Origin of the sequence: Streptomyces sp. NPDC006197 (assembly GCF_040613865.1) — a bacterium.
Taxonomy (GTDB): Bacteria; Actinomycetota; Actinomycetes; order Streptomycetales; family Streptomycetaceae; genus Streptomyces.
The window spans coordinates 1-25,011 of sequence record NZ_JBEXSZ010000052.1; the positions used below are offsets into that span (position 1 = coordinate 1).

Consider the following 25,011-nt stretch of genomic DNA (forward strand, 5'->3'; position numbering starts at 1 on the left):
CGCCGCCCGCGCCGCCCGGCAGCGGCGGCCACGGCCTGCTCGGCATGCGGGAACGGGTCGCCGCCGTCGGCGGGCAGATCAGTACAGGTCCGGCGCCCCCGCCTACCCCGCACCCGCTCGGGCAAGGTCCGGCGCGGCGAACTGACCCCGGCACCCGCCACCCCCTGACGCCCGGGGCCCGCCCGCCGGGCCCGGGCCCCCGTCGGGCTTCCGGTACCGCGCCCGTTCGGCTTCCGGGCCCGGGGCCTGTCGGGCTTCCGGTACCGCGCCCGTTCGGCTTCCGGGCCCGGGGCCTGTTCGGCTTCCGAGCCCGGAGTCTGTCCGGCTTCCGGTATCGCCCCCGTTCGGCTTCCGGGCCCCAGGCCTGTCCGACCTCCGGGCCCGCGCCCGTCCGGCCCCGGCCCCGGTACCGGCCCCGGTACCGGGGCCGGCGGGACCCCCGCCGGTCAGGCGCTACGCCCCGACCCGTTCCCGGTCCGCCGTTCGCAGCAGGACCTCCGCCACGGCCCTGGCCCGTACCGCCGCCTCCGGGGTGCCCTCGCGTACGGCGGTGACGATCGCGCCGTCGCCGAGCAGGGCCAACTGGCGGGCCAGGGCCTCGTGGTCGCGGTAGCCGGCTTCGGTGAGCAGCCGTTCGAGGACCGCGATGACCTTCTCCTTGTGCTCGGCGGCCACGTGGTGCGCCGGGCTGTCGGGGTCGGCCGTCTCGACCATCGTGTTGATGAAGGCGCAGCCGCGGAACTCGGCAGCGGAGAACCGCTCCGCGAGGCCGTCGAAGAGCGCGAGCGGCAGCTCCTCGGGGGAGCGCTCGCTGGCCGCGATCCGGCCGTCGAGCCAGGCGCGCCACATGCCGTCGCGCCGCCGCAGGACCTCGACGACGACGTCGTCCTTGCTGGGGAAGTGGCGGTAGAAGGAGGCGCGGCCGACTCCGGACTCGGACAGGATCCGTTCGATCCCGACGGCCCGGATCCCCTCTTCGTAGAACAGACGCTCCGCCGCGCTGAGGAGCCGCTCTTTCGCGTTCGTGGCCATACCAGACGGTACCACTTGGTTCCGTATCAGGGATTCCGATGCGAAAGGCGGAGCCCCCCGCTCCCGTTGCGCCAGACGGAACCGGTCGGTACCGTCCTGATGGTACCGACCGGTTCCGTCTTGCTCCGGCTCAAGGAGAGCGCCATGCCCCGCCTGCCCCAACTGACCGTCGAGACCGCCAACGAGGAGCAGCGCGAGCTGCTCGAAGGCACCCTCAAGCAGCTCGGCAAGCTGCCCAACCTGTACGCCTCCCTCGCCAACGGCCCCGCCGCGCTCCGCGGTTACCTCGCCATGCGCGAGGCCCTCGTCGGCGGCAGCTTCAGCGCCCGGCAGCGCGAACAGCTCGCGCTCTACATCGCGCAGCGCAACGACTGCACGTACTGCGTCTCCGCGCACACCCTGCGCGGCGGCAAGGTCGGCCTGAGCGAGCAGGAACTGCTCGACACCCGCCGCGGCGGCGACGCCGGCGACCCGCACATGGACCAGGTCCTCCGGTTCACCGGCGCCGTCATGGCGACCGGCGGCCGCGTCACCGACGAGGCCCTCGCCGACGCCCGCGCCGCCGGCGTGACCGACGCCGAGATCGCGGAGATCGTCGGCCACGTCGCGCTCAACGTGCTGTCGAACTTCTTCAATCACGTTGCGCAGCCGGACTTGGACTTTCCGTTGGTCCCGGCCCAGCTCGCCGAGTAGAGTCTTCGCGGCCGAGCAGGGGTGCCGGGCGCGAGGACGCGACCGGCACCCCTGCGGCTTGTACGGCCGACCGACTGGGGCGATCGAAGCGGGTGGACGACCAACCACCTGGCGCGAACTGCCGCCGTGCGGCAGGGGGGAATTCACGTGGACATCGACGCAAGAACCCTTCGGACCTTCCGAGAGGTGACGCTCACCGGGTCGTTCACCCAGGCGGCGCGACGCCTCGGGTACTCGCAGTCCAGCGTCACGGCACAGATGCGTGCCCTGGAGAGGCAGGTGGGCGAGCCCGTCTTCGAGCGGCTCCCCAGCGGCGTCCGGCTCACCCACGCCGGAACCGTCCTGCGCGACTACGCGCGCCAGATCCTCACCCTCGTCGGCGAGATGGAGACCGCCCTGCGCCGGCCCGCGGCCAACCCGCCGCGCCTCACCATCGGCATCGTCCCCGCCCTCGCGTACGGACAGCAGCTCGCCCGGGTCACCCACGTCGGGCGGCGGCTCCTCTCCGGCGTCCAGCTCGCCCTGCGCATCATGGGGACGGCCGAGGTCCACGACGCCTTCCGGGCCGGCGCGATCGACGGCGCGCTCGTCCTCACCGCCGTCGACGTCGACGACCCGGCCGACCTGCTGGGCGACCATTCGTACGCCGAGCGCTCCGACGACCTGACGGAGATCCGGCTCCAGGAAGTCGAGTTCGTCCCCGTCACCGGCACCGGCCGGCGCCCCGGCGGTCACGGCCGGCAGGTCGTCATCGCCGACCCCGACTGCCCCTCCCAGCGCTGGCTCCCCGAATTCCTCCGGCTCCGCTGCGACAGCCCGCCCGAGATCCACGAGCTCGGCTCCATGGCGGGCGTCCGCGCCGCCACCCAGTCGGGCCTCGGCTGCGCCATGCTCCCCACGGCCCTCGCCGCCGACCACGAGGAGGCCGGCGGTCTGCGTCCCCTCCCCGGCGTGCCCCGGATGCGCTGGAACGCCTCCCTGATCCTCGGCCGCCACGACACCCGGCCCGCCGTCGACCGGCAGAACCTGACGGAGACGCTCCGCCAGGCCACCGCCCTCGGCCGCGCCGTCCACCCGGCCGCACCCGCGGTCGGCGTCCTCGAAGGCGGTGTCCTCGGCGGTGACGTCCTCGAAGGCGGCGTCCTCGACAGCGGGGCCACCGCCACCGCCCCCGATCCGAGCATCGCCTCCTGACCCCTCACGGGTCTCCCGACCGGTGCCACGGCGCACCGCCGGCTCCCCCCGGCCCCACCCCCGACCGGGTCCAGCGGGAGCGACGGCACGCCGTGGCACCTCCCCTTCCCCCGCCCGGCACCTCAGAGTTCGGGCAGCCCCAGCGGGATCCGGCCCGTGGCCCGCCCGTGCTCGTCGAGGAGCCGGCCCATGCGCTTGGGGGAGTGCAGGGCCACCGTCCGGTCCCGCACCTCAAGGGCCGGGAAGCGCTCCGCGAGCTGAGCCTCGAAGGGGTCCACCGCACCGAGCCCGTGCAGCCAGACCAGGACGAGCAGGTTGTACGGACCGCTGACCGACACGCACATCCGCACCTGTTCGAGCCGGGCCAGCGCGTTGCCCGTCCGCTCCAGGAGGGCGTGCGGCACCGACGTCCGGTAGATCACCATCGTGGACAGCCCCGCCAGCGGGTGCGCCAGATCGCAGCGCAGGGTGATGTCCCCGTCGCGGATCAGGCGTTGGAGCCGGCGCCGCGCGGTGTGCTCGCTCATGCCCGTGAGCGCGCCGAGCTCCCCGTACCCGAGCCGCCCGTCGGCACCCAGCGCGGCCACCAGCGCCTGGTCCTCGGGCGCGGGGCGCGCGTGCAGATGCGTGCTGTACGTCCGGGGCCGGGCGGCGGTGCCCGGCCCGCTGAGCCCGGCCCGTTCCGCCGGGTTCATCGCCCGCATCCGCCAGTCCCGCCCCTCCCCGTACAGCGTCATGCCGAGCCGGGTCCGGGTGGAGCGGACGCCGCGCAGCCCGCCGATCCCGGCGTGCACCGCACGGCCCAGGGACGGCAGGTCCGGGGCGGCGACGGAGAGGAACAGGTCGAAGTCCCCGGCCGTCTCGTCGACGCTGAACACCCACGGCATCGCCGTGACCGCCGCGCTCACCCGGTCGAAGGCACGCGGCCGGCACCGCACCTCCACATAGGCGACGGTGGCCCTCTTCGCCGCGTCGTACGCCGTGACCCAGGCGAGCCCCTCGGCGCGGAGCCGTTCGAAGCGCCGGGCGGCCGTCGTCGGGTTCACGCCGAGCGCCCGCCCGATCCGCGTCCACGGCGCCCGGGGGGCGGCCTGGAGGGCGTCGACCAGCGCCAGATCCAGCTCGGAGAAGCCCACGGCGGAGCCTCCGGCGCGGGAATCCGGCACGACGGCGCTCCCGAAGACGCTTTCCGGCAATTGCGGGGGGACCTCGCTCACGGACCGGATCGTAGGGGCACTTCCGGCCGGACCACCAGTTCCGGCCACCGGTGAGAGGAGTACCGTGCCTGCTCCGTCCCTTCCCGCGTCCCCGGCGGCGCCGCCCGCGCACCGCAGAACCGTCCGGCTCACGGTCGTCCTGCTCTTCGCGGCCTGGCTGGTCGACTACGCCGACCGGCTCGTGATCAACCTCGTCCTGCCCTCCATCGGCGCCGAGTTCGACATCGACCGCACGCGGCAGGGCCTCGTCGTCTCCGCCTTCTTCCTCGCCTACGCCCTCTGCCAGATCCCCGGCGGCCTGCTCGCCGACCGGTTCGGCGGTCGGCGCGTGACCCTCTGGGCGCTGCTCTCGTGGTCGGTCTTCACCGCCCTCACCGGCTTCGCCTGGTCGTTCGCGGTCCTGCTCGCCCTGCGCTTCGCCTTCGGCGCGGCCGAGGGCGTCTTTCCGCCGGCCTCCATGAAGGTCCTGGTCGAGCGCACCCCGTCCGAGGAGCGCAGCAGCGCCAACGGGACGGTGATGAGCTCCAACGCCCTGGCCGCCGTCATCACGCCTCTCGTCGTCGCCCCGCTCGTCGCCGCCTTCGGCTGGCGCTCGGCCTTCTGGTCCACCGCCGCCCTCGGCGTCCTCGCCCTCGTCGCCGTACGCCTCTGGCTCCCGGCCCCGCTGCCCCGCGCGGAAGACGCCGGAGCCCCGCGCCCGGCCCTCCGCGCCGTCCTGCGCAAGGGCGTCCTGTGGCGCTTCGCCCTCATGATGTTCGGCTACAACACCATCGTCTGGGGCCTCAACACCTGGGTCCCCTCGTACCTCAGCGAGGAGCACGGCGTCTCCCTCACCGAGGCTGGAGCGCTCGTCGCCGTCCCCGCCCTCGGCGCCGCGCTCGCCACCGTCCTCGGCGGACGGCTCTCCGACCGGCTCGGCGGCCGGCACCGCCTGATCATCGTCCCCGGCATGGCCGTCGCCGCCGTCGCCCTGCTCCTCATGGCGAACACGCCGTCCCTCACCGGCTTCGTCGTCCTCGGCACCGTCGCCGTCTTCGCCGCCTCCCTCGCGTACATGCCGATCTTCGCCGTCCCCCTCGCCGGCCTCACCCCGGAGTACGTGGGCGTCGGCAGCGCCGTCATCATCCTCGGCGGCCAGGTCGCCGGCATGGTCGCCCCGCCCGTCATGGGCGCGCTCGCCGACGCCTTCTCCTTCCACGTCGCCTTCGGCTTCCTCGTCCTCGGCGCGGTGATCGCCGCCGTCATGGCGTGCCTGACCCCGCAGGACGCCGACGCCTTCCGTACGGTCGCCGACCGCGCGCCCCGCCCCTCCCGCACCGCGAAGGAACCCGCCGCATGACCACCGACACGTCACTCGCCCCCCTCCTCTCCGGCCTCGACGCCCGACTGCCCGCGCTGCGCGCCCTCTACGAGGACCTGCACGCCCACCCCGAGCTGTCGTTCCAGGAGTTCCGCACCGCGGGCGTCGTCGCCGAGCGGCTCCGCGCGCAGGGCTGGCAGGTCACCGAGGGCGTCGGCCGCACCGGCGTCGTCGGCGTCCTCGCCAACGGCCCCGGCCCGGTCGTGCTGCTCCGCGCCGACATGGACGCCCTCCCCGTCAAGGAGGAGACCGGGCTGCCGTACGCCTCCACCGCGACCGGCACCGACCCCGACGGCCACGAGGTGCCCGTCATGCACGCCTGCGGGCACGACATGCACGTCACCTGTCTGCTCGGCGCCACCGCTCAACTCGCCGCCCACCGGGGCACCTGGCACGGCACCGTCGTCGCCGTCTTCCAGCCCGCCGAGGAGGTCGGCGGCGCGCCCGCCATGATCGAGGACGGCTTCCTCGACCGCTTCCCGCGCGCCGAGGTGTGCCTGGCCCAGCACGTCGCCCCGGCCCCCGTCGGCTTCCTCGGCACCCGGCCGGGACCGGTGATGGCCGCGTCCGACAGCCTCCGGGTGACCCTCTTCGGACGCGGCGGCCACGGCTCCACGCCCGAGACGGCCGTGGACCCCGTGGTGATGGCCGCCGCGGTCGTCATGCGGCTGCAGACCGTGGTCTCCCGGGAGATCGGCGCCTCGCAGACGGCGGTCGTCACCGTCGGCTCGCTGCACGCCGGGACGAAGGAGAACATCATCCCGGACACCGCCGAACTGAAGGTCAACATCCGCTCGACCACCCCGGCGGTACGCGACCGGGTCCTCGCCGCCGTCGAGCGGATCGTCCGCGCGGAGGCCGCCGCCTCGGGCGCCCCCAAGGAGCCCGAGATCGTCCCGATCAACTCCTTCCCGGTCACCGTGAACGACGCCTCCGCCACCGCCGTCGTCCAGGACGCCCTCACCGAAGCCCTCGGCGAGGGACACGTCTTCACCCTCCCCCAGGCGATCACCGGCAGCGAGGACTTCGGCGTCTTCGGGACCGCGCTCGGCGCGCCCTCCGTCTTCTGGCACTTCGGCGGCGCCGATCCCGCCCTGTACGCGGGCGTCGACCCCGGCTCCCTCCTGGAGAACGGCCTCCCCGACACCGTCCCCGCCAACCACTCCCCGCACTTCGCCCCCCTCCCCGGCCCGACGATCCCCCTCGGCGTGACCGCCCTCCTCGCGGCCGCCGCGCCGTGGCTCACGAAGCGGCCGGTGTGAGGAGGGCTCAGCCGGTCGCCGTGCCGTACCGGGCGAGGAGGCGGGCCCGGCGGGACGGCTGGAGGTTCGCCCGGGTCACGTCCCCGTCGTAGTGGGCGAGGACCCGGGGGTCCATGACGCGGCGCCAGAGCGGGGGGACGTACGCGAGGACGATCATCCCCGCGTACCCCGTCGGCATCTCGGGGGCCTCGTCGAAGTGGCGCAGCGACTGGTAGCGCCGGGTGGGGTGGGCGTGGTGGTCGCTGTGCCGCTGGAGGTGGTAGAGGAAAACGTTCGAGGCGACGTTGTCGCTGTTCCAGCTGTGGCGCGGGGCGCACCGCTCGTACCGTCCGCTCGCGGTGCGCTCCCGCTTGAGGCCGTAGTGCTCGGTGTAGTTGATGACCTCGAGCAGGCAGAAGCCGAAGACCGCCTGGACCGCGAGGTACGGCAGGACCCCCGGTCCGAAGGCGAGCGCGAGCCCCGCGAAGAGCGCGAACGACAGCGCCCAGGAGCCGAGGACCGTGTTGCGCGGGCTCCACACGGACCGGCCCCGGCGGGCGAGCCGGCGCTTCTCGAGCCGCCAGGCCGAGGTGAGGCTGCCGAGGACGGTCCGGGGCAGGAAGCGCCAGAAGCTCTCGCCGAGCCGGGCGCTCGCCGGGTCCTCCGGAGTGGCGACGCGGATGTGGTGGCCGTGGTTGTGCTCGACGTAGAAGTGGCCGTACCAGGTCTGGGCGAGCGCGATCCGGGAGAGCCGGCGCTCCAGGGCCTCCGTCTTGTGCCCCAGCTCGTGGGCGGTGTTGATGGCGATGCCGGCGACCCCGCCGAGGGTGAACGTCAGCCCGGTCCTGTCCACGAGGGAGAGGTCGCCCCGGGTGATCAGCCAGCAGCCGAGGACGAGGCCGGCGTACTGGAGGGGGAGGTAGAGATAGGTGCACCACCGGTAGTAGCGGTCCTGTTCCAGGTGGGCGATCGCGCTGTCCGGAGGGTTGGCGGAGTCCTTGCCGATGAGGTGGTCGACGACCGGGAAGACCACGTACAGGACGAGGATCCCGGTCCACCAGAAGAGACGGAGCCCGGTGGCGGCCACCAGTCCCCAGGAGAGGAAGGGGAAGGCCGGTATGAGCAGGCCCAGCAGCCAGAGCCAGCGCTTGGGGTCGCGCCAGGCGGGGGCGGGGGCTTCGGGGGCGTCGCTGTGCAGGGCCAAGACCGGCTCCTCGGAGAGGTGGACACAGGGGTTGGACACTTCACATGCCTACTGTCCAGTTGATAGACGGATCGACAGTGGAACGTCAATGCTCTGGACAGTGCCCGGTGGATAAAGTGGGGGCACGATGACACGTTTCCGCGAGAGTGTTCGGTCCCTCCTGCGTGAGCAGGTGCTCGACGCCGCCTACCGGCTCGTCGCCGCCGACGGCTGGGGCGGGCTGCGCATGGCCGCCATCGCGCGGGCCGCCGGCATCAGCCGCCAGACGCTCTACAACGAGTTCGGCTCCAAGGAGGCCATCGGCAACGCCCTGGTCCAGCGCGAGCTGGAGGGCTTCCTCGTCGGGATCCAGCGGGAACTCGACGCGCATCGGGGCGAGTTGGAGGCGGCAGCGGCGGCGGGCGTCGGCTACACGCTCCAGCAGGCCGTGGACAACCCCCTCATCAAGAGCGTCCTGCTCGCGGCGCGCGGCGGCGAGGACGACCTCCTCGCCTACCTCACGACCCGCCCGGAACCGGTCTTCGGCACGGCGATGGCGATGCTCGACGCGTACGCGACCGAGGCCTGGCCCGACGTCGAGGAGGAGTCCCGGGGGCTCGCCGTCGAGACGATCGTGCGGCTCACCGTCAGCCACATCGTCCAGCCCGTGGCCTCGCCGGAGGAGTCGGCCCGGCGCATCGCCAGGATCACGGCACGGATCGCGTACCCGGGCGGCCGCGCCTGAGGCGTGCCCCGCGCCCGTCGGCCGGAAAGGGGCGAGGCCCGCTGTCGGACACGGGGGATCTCCGGCAGCAGGCCTCTGTTGAACATTGTACGAGATCGTCGGAGGTGCTCCGCACACCAGGCGTCGGTGGCGAGGGGCGGGCCGGCGGGGTACACCTCCCCTGAGACGCGGAAACGGCCGTCGGGCCGGACGCCTCGACCGCGTCGCCGGTGACGACGAGGAGGTCGCAGTGGAAGGCAGAAGCGTAGGGTTCGTGCAGTCCTTCAACCGACTCGGCGGGTACGGCTTCGTCGTCCCCGTGGGCTCCGAGGAGCAGGTGTACTTCAGCGCCGAGGACATCGAGGGCGCGCAGCGGACGGTCTCCGAGGGGCAGCAGGTCTCCTTCGTCCTGGTCCTCGGCGAGGGCCGCTTCGAGGCGAAGGAACTGCGCCTCTGACACCGGCCGGGCCCCGGGGCGCGGAGACCGACCGGTCCACCGGGTCCACCAGGCCCGCAGCGCCGCGGCCCGGCCCGGGTCCGGCGGGCCCCCGCGTCCGCTTCCTGGGTACGGTGGGCGCATGTCCACACCCGGGCCCGCGCCCATGGAACCCGCAGCCGCCGCCCGCCCGCACGAGCGGACGCCCGGAGCGCGTGAACTCGCGGCGGCGGCCGAGGTGTTCGGCCTGCTCGCCGACCCGACCCGGCTCCATCTGGTGTGGCTGCTCACCCGGGGCGAGGCCGACGTCGGCGCCCTGACCGAGGCGTGCGGGGCCGCGCGTCCCGCCGTCAGCCAGCACCTCGCCAAGCTGCGCCTCGGCGGGCTCGTCACGACCCGCAAGGAAGGCCGCCGGGTCGTGTACGCCATGCCGGACGGGCACCTGAAGCGGCTGGTCGTCGAGGCGATCAGCCGCGCCGACCACCAGGTGACCGGGGAGCCCTGGCACGACTGACCCGGCTCGCGCCCAGTGACGTGAACATGTGCGCACTTGTGCACGCGTCGGTTACGGTGGAGGCCTCAGCCGTCCGCCGTGGCCGACCGGGGGCTCCCCATGCTGTCCGTCCTCCGCAACCGCACCTACCGGCGCCTCTTCGCCGCGCAGGTCGTCGCCCTCACGGGCACCGGCCTGGCGACCGTGGCCCTGAGCCTCCTCGCGTACGACCTGGCCGGAGCGGACGCCGGCGCCGTGCTCGGCACCGCCCTCGCCCTCAAGATGGCCGCGTACGTGGCCATCGCCCCGCTCGCCGGCGCGCTCGCCGACCGGCTGCCCCGGCGCGCGCTGCTCGTCTCGATGGACCTGGCGCGGGCGGCGGTCGTGCTCGCCCTGCCGTTCGTCACCCGGGTGTGGCAGGTGTACCTCCTGATCCTCCTGCTCCAGGCCGCCTCCGCCGCCTTCACCCCCGCCTTCCAGGCGACGATCCCGCAGGTGCTTCCCGAGGAGCGCGACTACACCGGGGCCCTCTCCCTCTCCCGCCTCGCCTACGACCTGGAGAGCCTGGTCAGCCCCGTCCTCGCCGCCGCGCTGCTCACCCTCGTCCCGTACTCCTGGCTCTTCACCGGCACCGCCGCCGGGTTCCTCGCCTCCGCGCTCCTCGTCCGGACCACCGCCCTGCCCCCACCGCCCGGCCCTGAAGCCGCCCGGGCCGAATCCGCCCGGGCCGAATCCGGCCGGGCCGAATCCGGCCGGGCCGAATCCGGCCGGGTCGGCGCCGACCCGGCCGGCGCCGGCCGTCTGTACGCCAGGGTGGCCTTCGGCGTCCGGCTCCTCCTCGCCACCCCGCGGCTGCGCGCCCTCCTCGCCCTCGACCTCGCCGTCGCGGCCGCCGGCGCCGTGGTCCTCGTCGACACCGTGCTCCTGGTCCGCGACACCCTCGGCCGCCCCGCCGGCGACGTCCCGCTCGCCCTCGGCGCGTACGGGGCGGGGTCCATGGCCGTGGCACTGCTGCTGCCCCGCGTCCTGGAGCGGGCGGACGACCGTGCCGTCATGGTCCGGGCCGCCTTCGTCCTGCCCGGCGCCCTCGCGCTCCTCGCCCTCGGCCTCACCGCCACCCCGGGACCCTGGTCCTGGCCCGCGCTGCTCGCGGTCTGGCTGGTGGCCGGCGCGGCCGGCTCGGCGGTCCTCACCCCCGGCGGCAGGGTGGTGCGCCGCTCGGCCGCCGGAGGCGACCTGCCGGCCGCCTTCGCGGCCCGGTTCTCCCTCTCGCACGCCTGCTGGCTGCTCGCCTACCCGCTCGCCGGCGGGCTCGCCGCCTGGGCGGGACCCGCCGTCTCGGCGGCCGCGCTCGCCCTCCTCGCCCTCCTCGGGGTCGTGGGCGCGGCCCGCCTCTGGCCCCGCGAGGACCCGGCCGAGCTGGAGCACGTCCACCCCGAGCTCCCGGCCGGCCACCCGCACCTGGCCGGGGCCGGTGCCCACCACGCGCACGCGTTCCACATCGACGCGCTGCACCGGCGGTGGCCGGCCGCGCCGGGCCGGTAAGCGAGACCGGGGCCCGGGCGGCCCTCCCGTCTGCCCCACATGGATGTCTCTCGTCCCCACCCTGGAGTGTTCGCTCGGACAGGCACGGGTCCTGCCGACATAGTGCGGGGCATGAGACCCACCCCCACACGGACCCGGTCCCGCAGGGCCCTCCTCTGCGCCGCGCTCCTCGCCCTCACCGTCCAGACCGCCGCCGCCCCGGCTCTCGCCTCGCGCCCCGAGGGCCCCGGCGGCCCCGGGGGACACGGCGGGAGCGACTGCGTGCGGACCGAGCGGCCCCTCGACGGCAAGGCCCGCCGGATCCTGGACATCACCCGCAGGGCCAAGAGCGACCTCAAGCTCAAGTCCGTCCAACTGCGGGTCACCGTCGACGGACGCGAGGTCGTCACCGACGCCCTCGGCGAGTCCATGACCGGCGTCCCCGCCGAGCCGGACATGCACTTCCGGGCCGGCTCCGTGGCCTTCGCCCACATCGCCACGGTCCTCCTCCAGCTCGTCGAGGAGGGCAGGGTCGGCCTCGACGACACCGTGGAGCGGTGGCTGCCCGACCTGCCCAAGGCGGACCGGATCACCCTGCGGATGCTGGCCTCCAACACCACCGGCCTCCACGACTACGTCACCGACCCGGCCTTCGACGCCGAGCTGCTGCCGCACCCCTTCCGCCAGTGGACCCCGGCGCAGCTCCTCGCCTACCCCCTCAGGCACTCCTTCTGGTACGAGCCGGGCGCCAGCTGGAGCTACTCGCACGCCAACTACCTCCTCCTCGTCCAAGCGCTGGAGAAGATCACCGGCACCCGGATCGACAGGCTCATGAAGGAGCGGGTCACCGGCCCCCTCCGCATGCGCGACACCCGGAACAACTTCACCCCCGACATCCCGCGCCCGGTCCTGCACGCCTTCACCTCGGACCGCGGCTTCTATGAGGAGTCCACCTTCTGGAACCCCTCGTGGACCACCGCGCCGGGCGCGGTCATCACCACCCACATCTGCGACCTCGCCACCTCCGCGCGCGCGATCGGCAGCGGCGCACTCCTCTCGTACCGCTCGTACCGCACGCTGCTGAACCCGGGGACGGTCGGCCTCGGCGGAGGGACGGCCAGGTGCCCCGCCTCGATCTGCCTGAAGCAGACCGAGGCCAAGCACTTCGGCCTCGGCGTCATCGTCATCAACGGGTGGGTGCTGCAGAACCCGTCGTTCTCCGGGTACGCGGCGATCCAGGCGTACCTCCCGTCCGAGCGGCTCGCCATCGCGGTCTCCGCGACGAAGACCCCGACCACCCCCGACGGCAACCAGGCCGAAGTGGTCGCCCGGCGTATCGCGGCCGCGCTCGCCCCGAACGACCCGCTCGACCTCTCCTGACCCTCCGGCACATGCCCCCGCGCGGGGCGTGTCGGGTTCCCGTGGGGCGTCGGGCAGGTGGTTACGTGGCCGGACACCGACCCTCCGGGCCACCGTGACGCGGTGGCCCGGGCCGGCACCCCCGGAGGAGAACGCCATGCGGATCCACGTCACCAGTGTCTTCGTCGACGACCAGGACAAGGCACTCCGCTTCTACACCGAGAAGCTGGGCTTCGTGAAGAAGACGGATGTCCCCCTGGGCGACTACCGCTGGCTGACCGTCGTCTCGCCGGAGGCCCCCGAGGGCACCGAACTGCTCCTGGAACCCGACGCGCACCCCGCCGCCAAGGCGTACGCCGAGGCCCTGGTCCGGGACGGCATCCCGGCCACCTCCTTCGCCGTCGACGACGTCCGCGCGGAGTACGAGCGGCTGAGCGCCCTCGGGGTCTACTTCGCCCAGGAGCCGACGGAGGAGGGACCGGTCGTCATCGCGGTCCTCGACGACACCTGCGGCAACCTCATCCAGATCGTCCAGCTGCCCTGACCGGCCCCGTCAGTAGACGTCCCGGACGTAGCGCTTGTCCGCGGCGAGCCGTCTGACGTAGGCGGCGGCCTCGTCGGCGTCCATGCCCCCGTGGGCGGCGACGACGTCCCTGAGGGCCCGGTCGACGTCCTTGGCCATGCGCTCCGCGTCGCCGCACACGTAGAAGTGGGCGCCGTCCCGGAGCCACTGCCACAGCCGGGCGCCGTTCTCCCGCATCCGGTCCTGGACGTACACCTTGTTCCGCTGGTCGCGGGAGAAGGCGAGGTCCAGACGGTCGAGATGGCCGGAGTCCAGGTACGACTCCAGCTCCCGGCGGTGGTAGAAGTCCGTGGCCTCGCGCTGTTCGCCGAAGAACAGCCAGTTCGGGGCGGTGTGGCCGCGGGCCAGCCGGTCCTGGAGGAAGCCGATGAACGGGGCCACGCCCGTGCCCGGACCGACCATGACCATGGGCGTCGAGGGGTCGGCGGGCGGGCGGAAGCCCGGCGAGCGCCGCACGAACACCTGCACGGGGCCGTCGTCGGCGCAGTCGGCCAGATACGTCGAGCACACGCCCCTGCGGTCCCGGCCGAGGTCGTTCGTGTAGCGGACCACGGAGACGGTGAGCCGCACCTCGCCCGGGTGCGCGAGGGGGCTGGAGGAGATCGAGTACAGACGGGGCCGCAGGCGCCCGAGCGCGGCGGCCCACTCCGCGGCGGACGCCCGGACGGGGAACGCGGCGACGACGTCGGCGGCCTGCCGGCCCCAACTCCACTTCGCCAGCGTCTCCTTGTTGTCCGGGCGCAGCAGCCGCTTCAGTTCCTGGCTGCCGGTGCGCGCCGCCAGGAACCTCAGCAGCTCGGTGGTGATGCGGGAGATGTCCAGGCGGGTGCGCAGGGCCTCCTCGAAGGGGAGTGGCGTCCCGTCCCCCAGGTCCACGGGCCCGGCGGGGTCGAGGCCGGTGAGGGCCAGCCATTCGGCCACGAGCCCGGCGCCGTTGACCGGCCACACCCCGAGGGCGTCACCGGCCTCGTAGGCGAGCTCGCCGTCCCGTGTGTCGAAGGCGAACTCCCGTACCTCCTTCTGCGAACCGGGCAGGCTCAGCAGCCTGTTGCCGATGAGGAGGGTGGCGAAGGGCGAGGCCTTGGTGGGGGCGGGCGGCGACGTGGTGAGCGTGGTGACGGCGGCGGCCGCCCCCCGTTCCCCGGCCGCGTCCAGGGCCGAGACGACCTGGCCGAGCCACTTCTCGGCCGCCTCCTCGAAGTCGGGTTCACAGTCCGTACGGGGCACCAGGCGGGTGCCGCCGAGCGCGGCGAGCCGTTCGTCGACGCGCCGGCCGTGGCCGCAGAAGTCGTCGTAGGCGGTGTCGCCGAAGGCGAGCACCGCGTACCGGACGCCGTCCAGCGGAGCGGCGTCCGGGGCGGACAGCGCCTCCCAGAAGCCGGCGCCGTTGTCGGGGGCGTCCCCGTCTCCGAAGGTGCTGGTGACGACGAGGAGGTCCGTGCCGGGGCCGAGCCGGGCCGGTTCGACGTCCGTCATGGGAAGCAGCTCGGGGGCCCGGCCGGCCGCGGTCAGACGCGCGGCGGCGGTGGCGGCGAACTCCTCGGCGGTACCGGTCTGCGAGGCCCACAGGATCAGCAGCCGGCGGCCGGGGGCCTCCGGTGCTCCGGGGGAGGCCGCCGTGGGCGCGGTCGTACGGGAGAACACGCCGGCGAGCACCCCGTTGACCCAGGCGGCGGGGTCCGGGGCGAACGGCGCGTCGGGCGGCAGCACCGGGACGCGCCCGTCGGGCGGGGCGAGGGCGAGCCCCGACAGATAGCCGGCGAGGTAGCGGCGCTCCGGCCCGGCGAGCGGCACGGGGGCGAGGTCGTCGATCCCGAACAGCGCGGCGAGCGCGGGAACGGGATCCGCGACGGCGGGCATGGGGTCCGCGGCGGTGACGGGCGCGGTTTCGGTCCCCGTGCCGGGGGCTTCCGCCGTCACGGGCGCGGTCGTCCTGGTGAGGGCGACCGCGCAGGCCTTGAACCCCGGCTGGAAGGAGACGGGGTCGACGGCGTCGTGGGTGACGGCGTTGATGCTGACGTACTCGCCGAACAGGTCGTTCCAGTGGAAGGGCGCGAAGCAGGTCCCCGGCAGGACCCGGTCGGTGACCACGGCGGGCAGGACGGCGCGCCCGCGGCGGGAGGCGATCTCCACGTGGTCGCCCTCCGCGATCCCGAGGGCCCCGGCGTCCTCGGGGTGGACCTCGACGAACGGCCCCGGGTGGAGCCTGGCGAGCTTCGGGACCTTGCCGGTCCTCGTCATGGTGTGCCACTGGTGCGGGAGACGGCCCGTGTTCAGGGTGAACGGGTAGTCGGCGTCCGGGAGTTCGGCGGCCGGAAGGTGCGGGCGGGCGAAGAACCGGGCGCGCCCGGTCGCGGTCGGGAAGGCCAGCCGGGGGCGGGTGCCGTCGGCGCGCTCCAGGAGGGCCTGGCTGACGCCGTCGTTGAGGTAGCGGATCGGGTTGCGGTCCGGGCCGTCGGCCGCCGGGGCCGGCCACTGGACCGGCGCGGCGCGCAGCCGTTCGTACGTGACGCCCCGCAGGTCCCAGCCGGTCGCGGGGTTCCACGCCCGCTTGAGCTCTTCGAAGACCTCCTCGGCGCAGGAGTACGAGAAGGCGTCGGCGAACCCCATGGCGCGGGCGACCCGGGCGATCAGCTCCCAGTCGGGCAGCGCCTGGCCCGGCGGGTCGACGACGCCCCGGACGAGGGTGAGGTTCCGCTCGGAGTTGACCAGGACGCCGTCGGACTCCGCCCACAGCGTCGCCGGGAGGACGACGTCGGCGTACGCGTTCGTCTCCGTCTCGGCGAACACGTCCTGCGCGACGACGAGTTCGGCGGCCTCCAGGCCGGCGATGACGGTCTTCCGGTTGGCGACGGAGGCGACGGGGTTGGTGCAGATGATCCAGCAGGCCTTGATCTCGCCCGCGGCCATCCGCTCGAACATGTCGATCGTGCCGCTCCCGGCCTCGGTGCGCAGCGAGCCCTCCGGGATGTCCCACAGCCGCTCGACGAAGGCGCGCTCGTCGTCGACGAGCACCGAGCGCTGCCCGGGGAGGCCGGGCCCCATGTAGCCCATCTCGCGGCCGCCCATGGCGTTGGGCTGGCCGGTCAGCGAGAAGGGGCCCGCCCCGGGGCGGCAGATCGCGCCGGTGGCGAGGTGCAGGTTCACCAGGGCGTTGGTGTTCCAGGTGCCGTGGACGGACTGGTTCAGGCCCATCGTCCAGCAGCTCGTCCAGGCGCCGGCCTCGCCGATCCACCGGGCGGCCCGCCGGATGTCGTCCTCGGCGAGGCCGGTGATCTCCGCGACCCGGTGGGGCGGGTAGTCGGCGAGGAGACCGGGCAGCTGCTCCCAGCCCTCGGTGAACTCGGCGATGAACTCCTCGTCGGTGTGGCCGTTCTCGACGAGCAGGTGCAGCAGGCCGTTGAGGAGGGCCAGGTCGGTGCCGGGCCTGACCGGCAGGTGGAGGTCCGCCTTGTCGGCGGTGGCGCTGCGGCGCGGGTCGACGACGATCAGCTTGGCGCCGGCCTTGACCCGCTCCATCATCCGCAGGAACAGGACCGGGTGGCAGTCCGCCATGTTGGAGCCGATCACGAGGAACACGTCCGCGCGGTCGAGGTCCTCGTACGATCCGGGCGGGCCGTCCGCGCCCAGCGACAGCTTGTAGCCGGACCCGGCGGAGGCCATGCAGAGCCGGGAGTTCGACTCGATCCTGCTGGTGCGGACGAAGCCCTTGGCCAGCTTGTTCGCCAGGTACTGCGCCTCCAGGGACATCTGCCCCGACACGTAGAAGGCCAGCGCGTCCGGCCCGTGCTCGTCCACGACCGCCCTCAGCCGGGCGGCGACCGACGCGATCGCCTCGTCGACGTCCGTCTCGACCGGCTGCGCGCCCCGCTCGGGACGGACCAGCGCCTTCGCCGCCCGCCCGGGCGCCGCCAGCATGTCCGCGCTCGTCGCCCCCTTGGTGCACAGCCGGCCCGCGTTGGCGGGGTGCTCCCTGTCCCCGGACGCCTTCACGGCGCGACGGCGCCCGGTGGCGGGGTCCCGCCGCACGTCCAGGACGATCCCGCAGCCGACCCCGCAGTAGGAGCAGACGGTGCGGACGCTGCCGTCGTTCACGTCGGCGTTCGAGCCAGATCCCACCGAAACCCCACCTCACGGTGCGCGTGCCGTCCAGAGCCGGGGTCGCGCCGCCGTGGCGGAACGGCCCCGTGACCAGCACCGTAGGAAGATCGAATTTCGGTCCGTCACACCTCAGGAGCACCGGGGGTTACACCCGCCGCACGCGGCGGCCGCACGAGGTGTGAGATCGCCGCCCGGCTCGGCCGACGTGGACGCGGGGCGGAGGTCCCGGTCGGGCTCCGCCCCCGCGCGGCACCTCACGGGCCGGGAGGGCCTGCCCTTCCCCGTGTCGGAGAGGCCCTCCACCATCCACGCGCGATCGCAGGCCTCAGCGACTGCCGAAGGCCTGCGTCCAGTAGGGGCCCCCGGAGGTGTGGAGACCGATGCCGATCTCCTTGAAGCCGCAGTTCAGGATGTTCGCCCGGTGACCGGGGCTGTTCATCCAGGAGTCCATCACCTGCGCCGCGGTGGTCTGGCCCTTCGCGATGTTCTCGCCGTACGACGACCACGCGTATCCGGCCGCGGTGATGCGCTCGCCGGGGCCGTCGCCGTCGGGGTTGGTGTGGTCGAAGAAGTCCCGCGCCGCCATGTCGTCGGAATGCCCCTGGGCGGCCTTGGTCAGCAGGGGGTGCTCGGTCAGCGGCCCGCAGCCCGCCTTGGCGCGTTCCGCGTTGACCAGATCGATCACCTGCTCCTCGGTGGAACCGGAACCGGAACCGGAACCGGAACCCGAGCCGGAGCCGGAGCCGGATGTCGTGTGCGTGCCGGTGGGGCGGGGCGCGGATGTGGTCGCGGGCGCGGTCGTACGCGTCGGCCGGGGCGGCGCCGGCGGCGAGGTGCGGGAGGCGGCCGGCGTGGGGCGCGGGGGCCTCGGGGTCGTACGGGGGGTCTTCGAGGCCGACGGGGAAGAGGTGGCCGAGGAGGAGGCGGCCGCCGGGGCGGTGGTCGACTCCCGCGAGGTGGGCAGGCCGGCGTCGGTCGTCGCGGCGAGGGTCGTGTCCCTGGTCTCCGTACCCTCGTCCGAGCCGGTGGTCAGGGTGAAGGCGCCGCCGGTGACCGCCACCACGGCTATGCCCGCCGCGATCACGGCGCGCCTGCGGCCCCGCTGCTGCCGGCGCCGACGGCGGGCGGCGCGGCCGCTCCGGGGGCCGCGCCCCGCGGCCCCTCCACGGGGCCCGACCCCGACCCCGGCCCCGGCTCCCGTTCCAGCTCCGGCTCCTGTCCCGGCTCCGGCTCCGGCTCCCGTTCCGGCCCCGGAACCGTGCGACGGCGAGGCGAGCGGACCGGCGTCGGGCGTGGCGAACGGGGCCGCGTCCGGCGTGGCGAACGGGCCCGAGGCCGGAGCGGCGAGCGGACCGGCGTCCGGCGTGGCGAACGGGCCCGGGTCCGGCGTGGCGAGCGGGTCGGCCGACCAGGAGGCCGCGGCGGCGGTCTCGAAGCCCGCCCGCTCGCGGACGCCCGCGAGGAGCATCGCGGCCGGGGGCACCAGGAGCAGCCCGGCGAGCAGCCCCTCCGCCGGTACGAGGCCGCTCCACAGCCCGGCGCAGTACGCACACGCGCGGGCGTGCCGGGCGATGCGTTTGCGCCAGAGGGCCGACGGCCGGCCGTCCCAGGTGTCGATCTCGTACCGCAGCGTCGCGCACGGCGGGTTCTGCGACAGGGCCCGTACGACGACCCGCGCGGTCTCCAGGCGTTCCTTCATCCGCTGGACCCGCACCGCGGTGTGCTGCGGGGACAGCCCGAGCGCGGCGGCCACCTCGTGGCGGCTCAGCTCTCCGGCACATTCCAGCCACCACAGGGACAGCAGGTCCCGGTCCTCCGGCTCCATCCAGCGGGTCGCCTCGGCGGTCTCGCGCCGCTGGCCGGAAAGGTTCAGCCGGACCACGGCCAGCTCCACGAAATCGGCCCCCGGCTGCGCGAGCTCGCGGGCGTCGTCGAGGCCGCCCGCCGGCAGGCCGGCCTGCTGCTGCCGGTGCCAGTGGCTGCGGACGCCGTTCATGGTGATGGCGACCAGCCAGGACCTGAAGCTGTCCGGGGACCTCAGGTCGCCGAGCCCGGCGAGTGCCCGCAGCATCGTCTCCTGCACGACGTCGTCGACGTCGTGGTGACCGTTCATCGCCCGGCCCACGATGTTGTAGACCAGGGGCAGGTGGAGGGCGATGAGCCGGTCCTGCGCCCGCGGGTCTCCGCTCTGTGCCGCCCTGACCAGTTCCGTACCGTGCTGTGCGCCCATGCTCCGAATCACCCTGCCTGTTCCCGCTGTCGTCGACGGCCAACATCTGGGAGATCACGGGGAGGCGGCCCGATAACAGGAATCGGCGGAGGACTTCCGGAATCCTCGACGCCCCCCGGGACCGTGCGCGCTCCCGTACGGGAGGCCAGCGCGATGTCCGGGACTTCGTGGGATCTGCCAGTACGGGCCGCCGTCGCGGTCCGGCAAGACTGCCGAGGCATGACTGATCACCAGGGACGTGACCAAGCACTGGGGAGGACAGCGCGATGAGCGTGCAGCTGTACGACGGGATCGGCGAGGCGTTCGAGGGCTTCAAGTCCCTGCCGCTGACGCGGTACGGGGAGGTGCCCAGCTTCCTGGGCCTGGTCGGTGACGTACGGGGCAGGTCGGTCCTCGACCTCGCCTCCGGCACCGGCTTCTACAGCAGGGAGTTCAAGCGGCGAGGCGCCTCCGAGGTGCTCGGCGTCGACATCTCCGGCGCGATGGTCGACGCCGCGCGGGCCTTCGAGGAGAGCGATCCGCTGGGCGTGCGCTACGAGGTGGGCGACGTGTCCGAGCTGCGCGACCTCGGCCGGCGCTTCGACATCGCGCTGGGGGTCCAGCTGCTCAACTACGCGCCGGACGTCGCCGCCATGGAGCGCATGTGCCGCCATGTGCACCGGAGCCTGGAGCCCGGGGGCGAGTTCTTCGTGCTCGCGCAGAAGCCCGACTACCGCTTCGACGGGCCGTCCCTCGCCAAGTACGGCTTCCTCTGCGAGGCGACCGGCGAGGAGATCGAGACCGGCCCGCGCGTCCGGATCACGGCGCTGCTCGACCCGCCGATCTCGTTCGTCGGCGCCTGCCCGCGCCGCGAGGTGTACGAGGGGTCTCTGCGGGCGGCCGGTTTCAGCGAGCTGTCCTGGGTCCCGCTGGAGATCTCCGAGGACGGTGTCCGTGAGTTCGGCGCGGACTTCTGGGCGGACTGCCTCGCCAACCCGCCCTTCGAACTCCTGCGCTGCCGCGCCTGACGACCGCTCCGGGGCCCGCTCCTCGCAGCGGGCCCCGGGGCCGTCGGCCGTCCGCCCGACCCGCGCCGCCGACCCGGGACGGCCCCGAGGAGCTCGAACGGCCCGCACCCGGATGCCCTCGGGACCGGGAACGGGCAGGCTGGTGTCCCGGACCGGACACGGGCCCCCGCGATCGTCCGGTCCCGCGATCGCCCGGTCCCGCGGTCGGGCACGGCAGGGGAGAGGACGGCATGGAAGGGTCAGGACCCGCAGGAAACCCGGCCGCGCGACTCCTTGCGCGCCTGGCCCTGCTCGCGGCCGTCGGTTCGCTGGTCGTGCTCCTGCTCGCGATCGGGGACGGCGGTCTCAAAGTGGTCGGGGCCGGGTTCCTCGGCCTCGTCCTCTGCGCCGTCGGCGTCTGGTGGTTCGTGTCGCGCCGCGGCGTCGTGCGCCTGCTCGGGGCGCTCCTCGCGATCGCCGCGCCCGTGGGCGTCCTGGTCCTCTTCGCGTACGACGGCCTGTGGCTGACGGCGCTGATCCTGTGCCTGTGCTGGGGCGCGGCCCTGGCCTGCGCGCGGGCGGCGCTGCGCAGATCGCGACCGAAGCGGTCGATGCGGGCGGTCCCGGCGCCCCCGCCGAAGCGACCGGTCCTGATCATGAACCCGAAGTCCGGGGGAGGGAAGGTCGGCCGCTTCCACCTGGTGGAGCGGGCGGAGGCGCTCGGCGCGCGGGTCGTCCTGCTCGATCCGTCCGCCCCGGCCGACGTCGCCGCGCTGGCCCGCGAGGCCGTGGCCGAGGGCGCGGACCTGCTCGGCGTCGCGGGCGGCGACGGCACGCAGGCCCTGGTCGCGGCGGTCGCCGCCGAGCACGACCTGCCGTTCCTCGTGGTCTCGGCGGGCACCCGCAACCACTTCGCCATGGACCTGGGCCTCGACCGCTCCGATCCGTCCCGCTGCCTCGACGCGCTGACCGACGGCGAGGAGCTGCGGATCGACCTCGGCGACGTCGCCGGGCGGGCCTTCGTGAACACGGTGTCCTTCGGGGTGTACGCCGATGTCGTGCAGCACCCGGAGTACCGCGACGACAAGGCGGGCACGGCACTCTCCCTCATGCCGGACCTGCTGCTCGGCGAGGGCGTGCGACGGCTCGACGCACGCGTCGACGGCACGGTGTTCTCGTCCCAGCAGGCCCTCCTCGTCAGCAACAACCCGTACGTCTCGCCCGACGAGATCAGTGGCGGCGGCCGCCGGCCCAGCCTCGACGACGGCGAGCTGGGGGTCCTCGGCATCAAGGTCATGGACGCGGCGCAGGCCGCCGACCTGGCCGTCCGGGGCTCGCAGTCCGCGGCGCTGACCGTCCTGACCGCCCACCGCGTCGAGGTGACCTCCGACACGGAGGAGATCCCCGTGGCGGTCGACGGCGAGGCGCTGCGGATGCCCACCCCGGTCGTCTGCACGCTGCGGCCCGGTGCCCTGCGGGTCCTCGTACCGCGCGACCGCCCGGGCGTCCCCGCGCCGGTGCCGCCCGTGAGGTGGCGCCGGGTCCTGGACCTCGCGTTCGGCCGCGCGGAGCGGCCCGCCGAAGCATCGCCGTGACGGCGGACGCGTGCATCGCGTTCGTCTTCGGCACCGTCACGACGGCCGGCCCGGTCTCCGTCCTGGGCGGCGTCTGACGGTCCCGTCGGCCCGCCGGTTCACGCGGCGCCCGAAGGACCGGCCACCGGCTCCTCCGGCGGGCGCGCCCGGTCCGGTCCGGACGGGCCGAGCAGGCCCCGGACGGCCGCCTGGTAGCCGGCCTGGAAGCGGCTCTCGGCGCCGAGCGATTCCATGATCGCGGCGATGTGGCGGCGGCAGGCCCGTACGGACATGCTCAGGCGGCGGGCCACGCCCTCGTCCTTGTGGCCGAGCGCGAGGAGTTCGACGATGGCACGGCGGAGGTCGCCGTTGGCCTGGCCGTAGCCGAAGCCGTTGGGCGCCGCGCAGAACGGGGTGGCGGTGCTCCACAGGCTGTCGAGCGAGCGGTAGAGGTAGTCGACCACGGCGGGCTCGCGCACGACCACCGCGCCCACGCCCCCGGAGGGCCGGACGCGGTCCGGCAGGACGGCGACCTCGCGGTCGAAGACGATGATGCGCTCGGCGACCTGGTCGCTGGTGCGCAGTTGCGATCCGTGGTCCGTCATCTTCGCGAAGTGCGCCTGGATGTACGGGTGGGCGAGGACCGCGTGCGGGTAGAGGGTGCGGACGCGTACGCCCCGCTCGATGACGTCCAGGGTCCGCTGGAGGCCCTCGTCCAGCGCTTCGGGGGGCGGCAGCACCGGATGGGCGGCGAACACCTCGGTGCGGCAGCCGGAGGTGAGCCGGCCCAACTCGGCCTGGACGGCGGGCAGTCCGGTGAGCACGTCGACCGAGGTGCCGCCCCGGTCGACGTGCCGGGCCTCGATGTAGGTGGGGTTGAGGGTGAGCAGATGGGAGCGGATCTGCTCGATGGATCGCCGGTGGAGCTGCACCTGTGCCTCGATGGGGCCGGTCAGATGGGCCGCGGCCACCTCGGGGCTGCTGGGTATCAGCGCGCCGTCCTGCGGGGAGAGCCGGAGCAGGTGCATCCGGAGCAGGTCGCTCACCCCGGCGGCGACCTCGGCCCCGTCCAGGCCGGTCTCCGCCGTGAGCGCCGCGACATGTGCCTGGCCGTTGCGCAGAACCCGCTCGTAAAGCAGCTGGTGGATCTCGGTGAGCTCGGGGAGGGTATCGGACAGGGGGCCCACCTGACGTATTTCAACAGGGTGTTGAGGGATTGCTGGAATGAATCCCTCCGGTTTATCGGCAGGAAAGCGCTCCGCCACTTCGTGGTCAGTGCGTTCTGTCCGATTCTTGCCCACTTGTTCGTTCCTGTCCGGGTGGGAGGTTCCTGCCTGCAACTTGATGACACCGGCGGTATCTGGTGCGCAGCCTACTCGCGGCCGCAGGATTACTCCCGCCGCACCCCGGCAGAACATCGAGCGCCCTGCCGTGACCTGGCAGGGGCACCTCAGGAGAATGACGTGCAGTTCGTGGAAACATTCACGCGATCCCTTGTTGTCATCGGTTTTTCCGCAGCGGTTTCCGTGGGGATCACCCAAGCCGCCCAGGACGAGTTCCCGGCCCGTTCGACGGCCGCCGTACGGTCGGCCGTGACGATCGCGGGCACGACACAGCCCGCGGTCGGCCCGCAGCCCGACATCATCTGGCACTGAGTTCCGGCATCGCGCGAACGGGCCTCCCGGACGGTGTGCCGTAACCGCCCGGGGGCCCGCGCGATCGCCCCATCGGCCTTCTGTCGCCTGCCACTTCGGGGACCCGGCGCGGACGTCCGCGCCGGGCCGCAGGCCGGCCCGCCCCCAGTACTCCATCGACGCCCAAGGGGTCCGTCATGCCGTTCGTCAAGTACGCGGAACTTATCGACAGTTACGCGCGTGGATCGAGCGAGAAGGTCATCCACCACTGCTGCATTCGCTGTGGGAAGGAGAGCGACGATCCGACGCTCAACCGTTGCCCCGAGTGCTCCGGGGCCATGGACGCCATCTACGACCTCGATTACGCCGCACAGGCCGAGTGGGAGGATTCTCCCAATCCGCTCCTGCGCTATTTCCCGCTCATTCCGGTGCGGGACCCGAAGAATGTCGTGTGGCTGGGCGACGGAAACTCGCCCTGCATTCAGTCGCACAAGCTCGGTGCGGAGATAGGCCTTCCCGGCCTCTTCCTGAAGGACGAGTCCTTCAATCCGACCCGCTCGACCAAGGACCGCATCGCCTCCATGGGCATTTCGCGGTTCGGGGAGCTCGGAATCAGGAAGCTCGCCCTCGCCTCGACGGGAAACAGCTCGACCTCCTACGGCCGCGCCGTCCAGATCGTGCCCGGCTTCGAGGCCCACATCTTCGCCGGCCGGGCGTTCGTGCACCGCCTCAACTACGGCGACCACCCGCGGGTCAAGACGTACGCCATCGACGGCGAGTTCGCCACCGCGGGCAACGCCGCCCAGCGCTACGCCGAGGAGAACGGCCTCTTCTCCGAGGGCGGCTTCTTCAGCCTCTCCCGGCGCGAGGGCCTCAAGCTGGCCTACCTGGAGGCCTTCGACGCCATGCCGGCCACCCCGGACTACGTCTTCCAGGCGGTCAGCAGCGGCATGGGCCTGCTCGGCGCGTACAAGGGCGCCCTCGAGTACCTCAGGCTCGGCCGGCTCTCCAAGCTGCCCCGCTTCGTCGCCGTGCAGCAGGCCAGCTGCGCCCCCATGGTCCACGCGTACGCCGAGGACTCCGAGACCATCCAGGACCGGCACATCGTCAGGAACCCCAAGGGACCGGCGTACGCCATCCTGCGCGGCAACCCCACCCCCAGCTACCCCTACATCCGCGATGTGGCGAAGGAGTCGGGCGGTGACATCCGGGCCGTGACCACCGAGGAGATCGAGCACGCCAAGGACCTGCTGCGCACCGTCGAGGGCATCGAGGTCTGCCACGCCGCGGCCGCCGCCTTCGCCGGAGTGATCGCGGCCGTCGCCGACGGCCGGGTGCCCTCCGACGCCAACGTCCTGGTCAACCTGACCGGCGGGGTGCGCCCGCACCTCCCGTCCCCCTCGCGGGTCATCGACTTCGAGATCGCCGAGGCCGACCTGTGAGCCTG

The 25,011-nt window shown here is 73.6% G+C and carries 20 protein-coding genes; 14 read left to right on the forward strand and 6 right to left on the reverse strand.

Features of this window, described 5'->3' with window-relative positions; translation table 11 throughout:
- Positions 1-453: 453 nt before the first annotated feature.
- Entirely contained in the window at positions 454-1,032 is a 579-nt protein-coding gene (locus ABZ318_RS18225) for a helix-turn-helix domain-containing protein (protein WP_356903472.1), read from the reverse strand.
- A 144-nt stretch (positions 1,033-1,176) separates the two neighbouring features.
- Between ABZ318_RS18225 and ABZ318_RS18230 the strand changes: the two genes are divergently transcribed.
- Both ABZ318_RS18230 and ABZ318_RS18235 read left to right on the forward strand, forming a co-directional pair.
- On the forward strand, positions 1,177-1,725 hold the full coding sequence (locus ABZ318_RS18230) for a carboxymuconolactone decarboxylase family protein (protein WP_356903473.1): 549 nt from the start codon (positions 1,177-1,179) through the stop codon (positions 1,723-1,725).
- Between the two features lie 147 nt (positions 1,726-1,872).
- Entirely contained in the window at positions 1,873-2,919 is a 1,047-nt protein-coding gene (locus tag ABZ318_RS18235) for a LysR family transcriptional regulator (protein WP_356903474.1), read from the forward strand.
- A gap of 122 nt (positions 2,920-3,041) precedes the next feature.
- On the opposite strand, the gene ABZ318_RS18240 is transcribed toward ABZ318_RS18235, so the two are convergent.
- The gene (locus ABZ318_RS18240; protein ID WP_356903475.1) at positions 3,042-4,136 is read right to left on the reverse strand and encodes an Lrp/AsnC family transcriptional regulator; all 1,095 of its coding nucleotides are present in this window, start codon (positions 4,134-4,136) and stop codon (positions 3,042-3,044) included.
- A 64-nt stretch (positions 4,137-4,200) separates the two neighbouring features.
- On the opposite strand from ABZ318_RS18240, the gene ABZ318_RS18245 reads away from it, so the two are divergent.
- Positions 4,201-5,475: an MFS transporter gene (locus tag ABZ318_RS18245; protein WP_356903476.1), complete on the forward strand. Its 1,275-nt coding sequence runs from the start codon at positions 4,201-4,203 to the stop codon at positions 5,473-5,475.
- Entirely contained in the window at positions 5,472-6,758 is a 1,287-nt protein-coding gene (locus tag ABZ318_RS18250) for an amidohydrolase (protein WP_356903477.1), read from the forward strand. Before ABZ318_RS18245 ends, ABZ318_RS18250 begins: the two co-directional genes overlap by 4 nt.
- Positions 6,759-6,765: 7 nt before the next feature.
- On the opposite strand, the gene ABZ318_RS18255 is transcribed toward ABZ318_RS18250, so the two are convergent.
- The gene (locus tag ABZ318_RS18255) at positions 6,766-7,941 is read right to left on the reverse strand and encodes an alkane 1-monooxygenase (RefSeq protein WP_356903478.1); all 1,176 of its coding nucleotides are present in this window, start codon (positions 7,939-7,941) and stop codon (positions 6,766-6,768) included.
- A 127-nt stretch (positions 7,942-8,068) separates the two neighbouring features.
- On the opposite strand from ABZ318_RS18255, the gene ABZ318_RS18260 reads away from it, so the two are divergent.
- From ABZ318_RS18260 to ABZ318_RS18285, 6 genes are all read left to right on the forward strand, one after another.
- Positions 8,069-8,665, forward strand: coding sequence for a TetR family transcriptional regulator (locus ABZ318_RS18260; protein ID WP_356903479.1), 597 nt, complete (start codon positions 8,069-8,071; stop codon positions 8,663-8,665).
- A 253-nt stretch (positions 8,666-8,918) separates the two neighbouring features.
- The gene (locus ABZ318_RS18265) at positions 8,919-9,101 is read left to right on the forward strand and encodes a cold shock domain-containing protein (RefSeq protein WP_190160659.1); all 183 of its coding nucleotides are present in this window, start codon (positions 8,919-8,921) and stop codon (positions 9,099-9,101) included.
- Positions 9,102-9,246: 145 nt separating this feature from the next.
- Entirely contained in the window at positions 9,247-9,594 is a 348-nt protein-coding gene (locus ABZ318_RS18270) for a metalloregulator ArsR/SmtB family transcription factor (RefSeq protein ID WP_123456088.1), read from the forward strand.
- A 99-nt stretch (positions 9,595-9,693) separates the two neighbouring features.
- On the forward strand, positions 9,694-11,118 hold the full coding sequence (locus ABZ318_RS18275; RefSeq protein WP_356903480.1) for an MFS transporter: 1,425 nt from the start codon (positions 9,694-9,696) through the stop codon (positions 11,116-11,118).
- Positions 11,119-11,229: 111 nt separating this feature from the next.
- A complete protein-coding gene (locus ABZ318_RS18280; protein ID WP_356903481.1) occupies positions 11,230-12,477 on the forward strand; it encodes a serine hydrolase domain-containing protein in 1,248 nt (415 codons plus the stop codon).
- Between the two features lie 136 nt (positions 12,478-12,613).
- Positions 12,614-13,000: a VOC family protein gene (locus ABZ318_RS18285; protein ID WP_356903482.1), complete on the forward strand. Its 387-nt coding sequence runs from the start codon at positions 12,614-12,616 to the stop codon at positions 12,998-13,000.
- Between the two features lie 9 nt (positions 13,001-13,009).
- On the opposite strand, the gene ABZ318_RS18290 is transcribed toward ABZ318_RS18285, so the two are convergent.
- Positions 13,010-17,158, reverse strand: a complete 4,149-nt coding sequence (locus ABZ318_RS18290) for a bifunctional nitrate reductase/sulfite reductase flavoprotein subunit alpha (RefSeq protein ID WP_356903483.1) — start codon at positions 17,156-17,158, stop codon at positions 13,010-13,012.
- Between the two features lie 307 nt (positions 17,159-17,465).
- Positions 17,466-19,370: a sigma-70 family RNA polymerase sigma factor gene (locus tag ABZ318_RS18295; RefSeq protein ID WP_356903484.1), complete on the reverse strand. Its 1,905-nt coding sequence runs from the start codon at positions 19,368-19,370 to the stop codon at positions 17,466-17,468.
- A gap of 266 nt (positions 19,371-19,636) precedes the next feature.
- On the opposite strand from ABZ318_RS18295, the gene ABZ318_RS18300 reads away from it, so the two are divergent.
- Together ABZ318_RS18300 and ABZ318_RS18305 are read left to right on the forward strand one after the other, a co-directional pair.
- Positions 19,637-20,377: a class I SAM-dependent methyltransferase gene (locus ABZ318_RS18300; RefSeq protein ID WP_356903485.1), complete on the forward strand. Its 741-nt coding sequence runs from the start codon at positions 19,637-19,639 to the stop codon at positions 20,375-20,377.
- A gap of 230 nt (positions 20,378-20,607) precedes the next feature.
- The gene (locus ABZ318_RS18305; RefSeq protein ID WP_356903486.1) at positions 20,608-21,951 is read left to right on the forward strand and encodes a diacylglycerol kinase family protein; all 1,344 of its coding nucleotides are present in this window, start codon (positions 20,608-20,610) and stop codon (positions 21,949-21,951) included.
- A gap of 98 nt (positions 21,952-22,049) precedes the next feature.
- Here ABZ318_RS18305 and ABZ318_RS18310 read toward each other — a convergent pair whose 3' ends face one another.
- The gene (locus tag ABZ318_RS18310; RefSeq protein ID WP_356903487.1) at positions 22,050-23,117 is read right to left on the reverse strand and encodes a hypothetical protein; all 1,068 of its coding nucleotides are present in this window, start codon (positions 23,115-23,117) and stop codon (positions 22,050-22,052) included.
- A gap of 276 nt (positions 23,118-23,393) precedes the next feature.
- Here ABZ318_RS18310 and ABZ318_RS18315 point away from each other — a divergent pair, with 276 nt between their 5' ends.
- Together ABZ318_RS18315 and ABZ318_RS18320 are read left to right on the forward strand one after the other, a co-directional pair.
- Positions 23,394-23,585, forward strand: a complete 192-nt coding sequence (locus ABZ318_RS18315) for a hypothetical protein (protein WP_356903488.1) — start codon at positions 23,394-23,396, stop codon at positions 23,583-23,585.
- Between the two features lie 176 nt (positions 23,586-23,761).
- Positions 23,762-25,006: a pyridoxal-phosphate dependent enzyme gene (locus tag ABZ318_RS18320; RefSeq protein ID WP_356903489.1), complete on the forward strand. Its 1,245-nt coding sequence runs from the start codon at positions 23,762-23,764 to the stop codon at positions 25,004-25,006.
- The last annotated feature ends 5 nt before the right edge of the window (positions 25,007-25,011 follow it).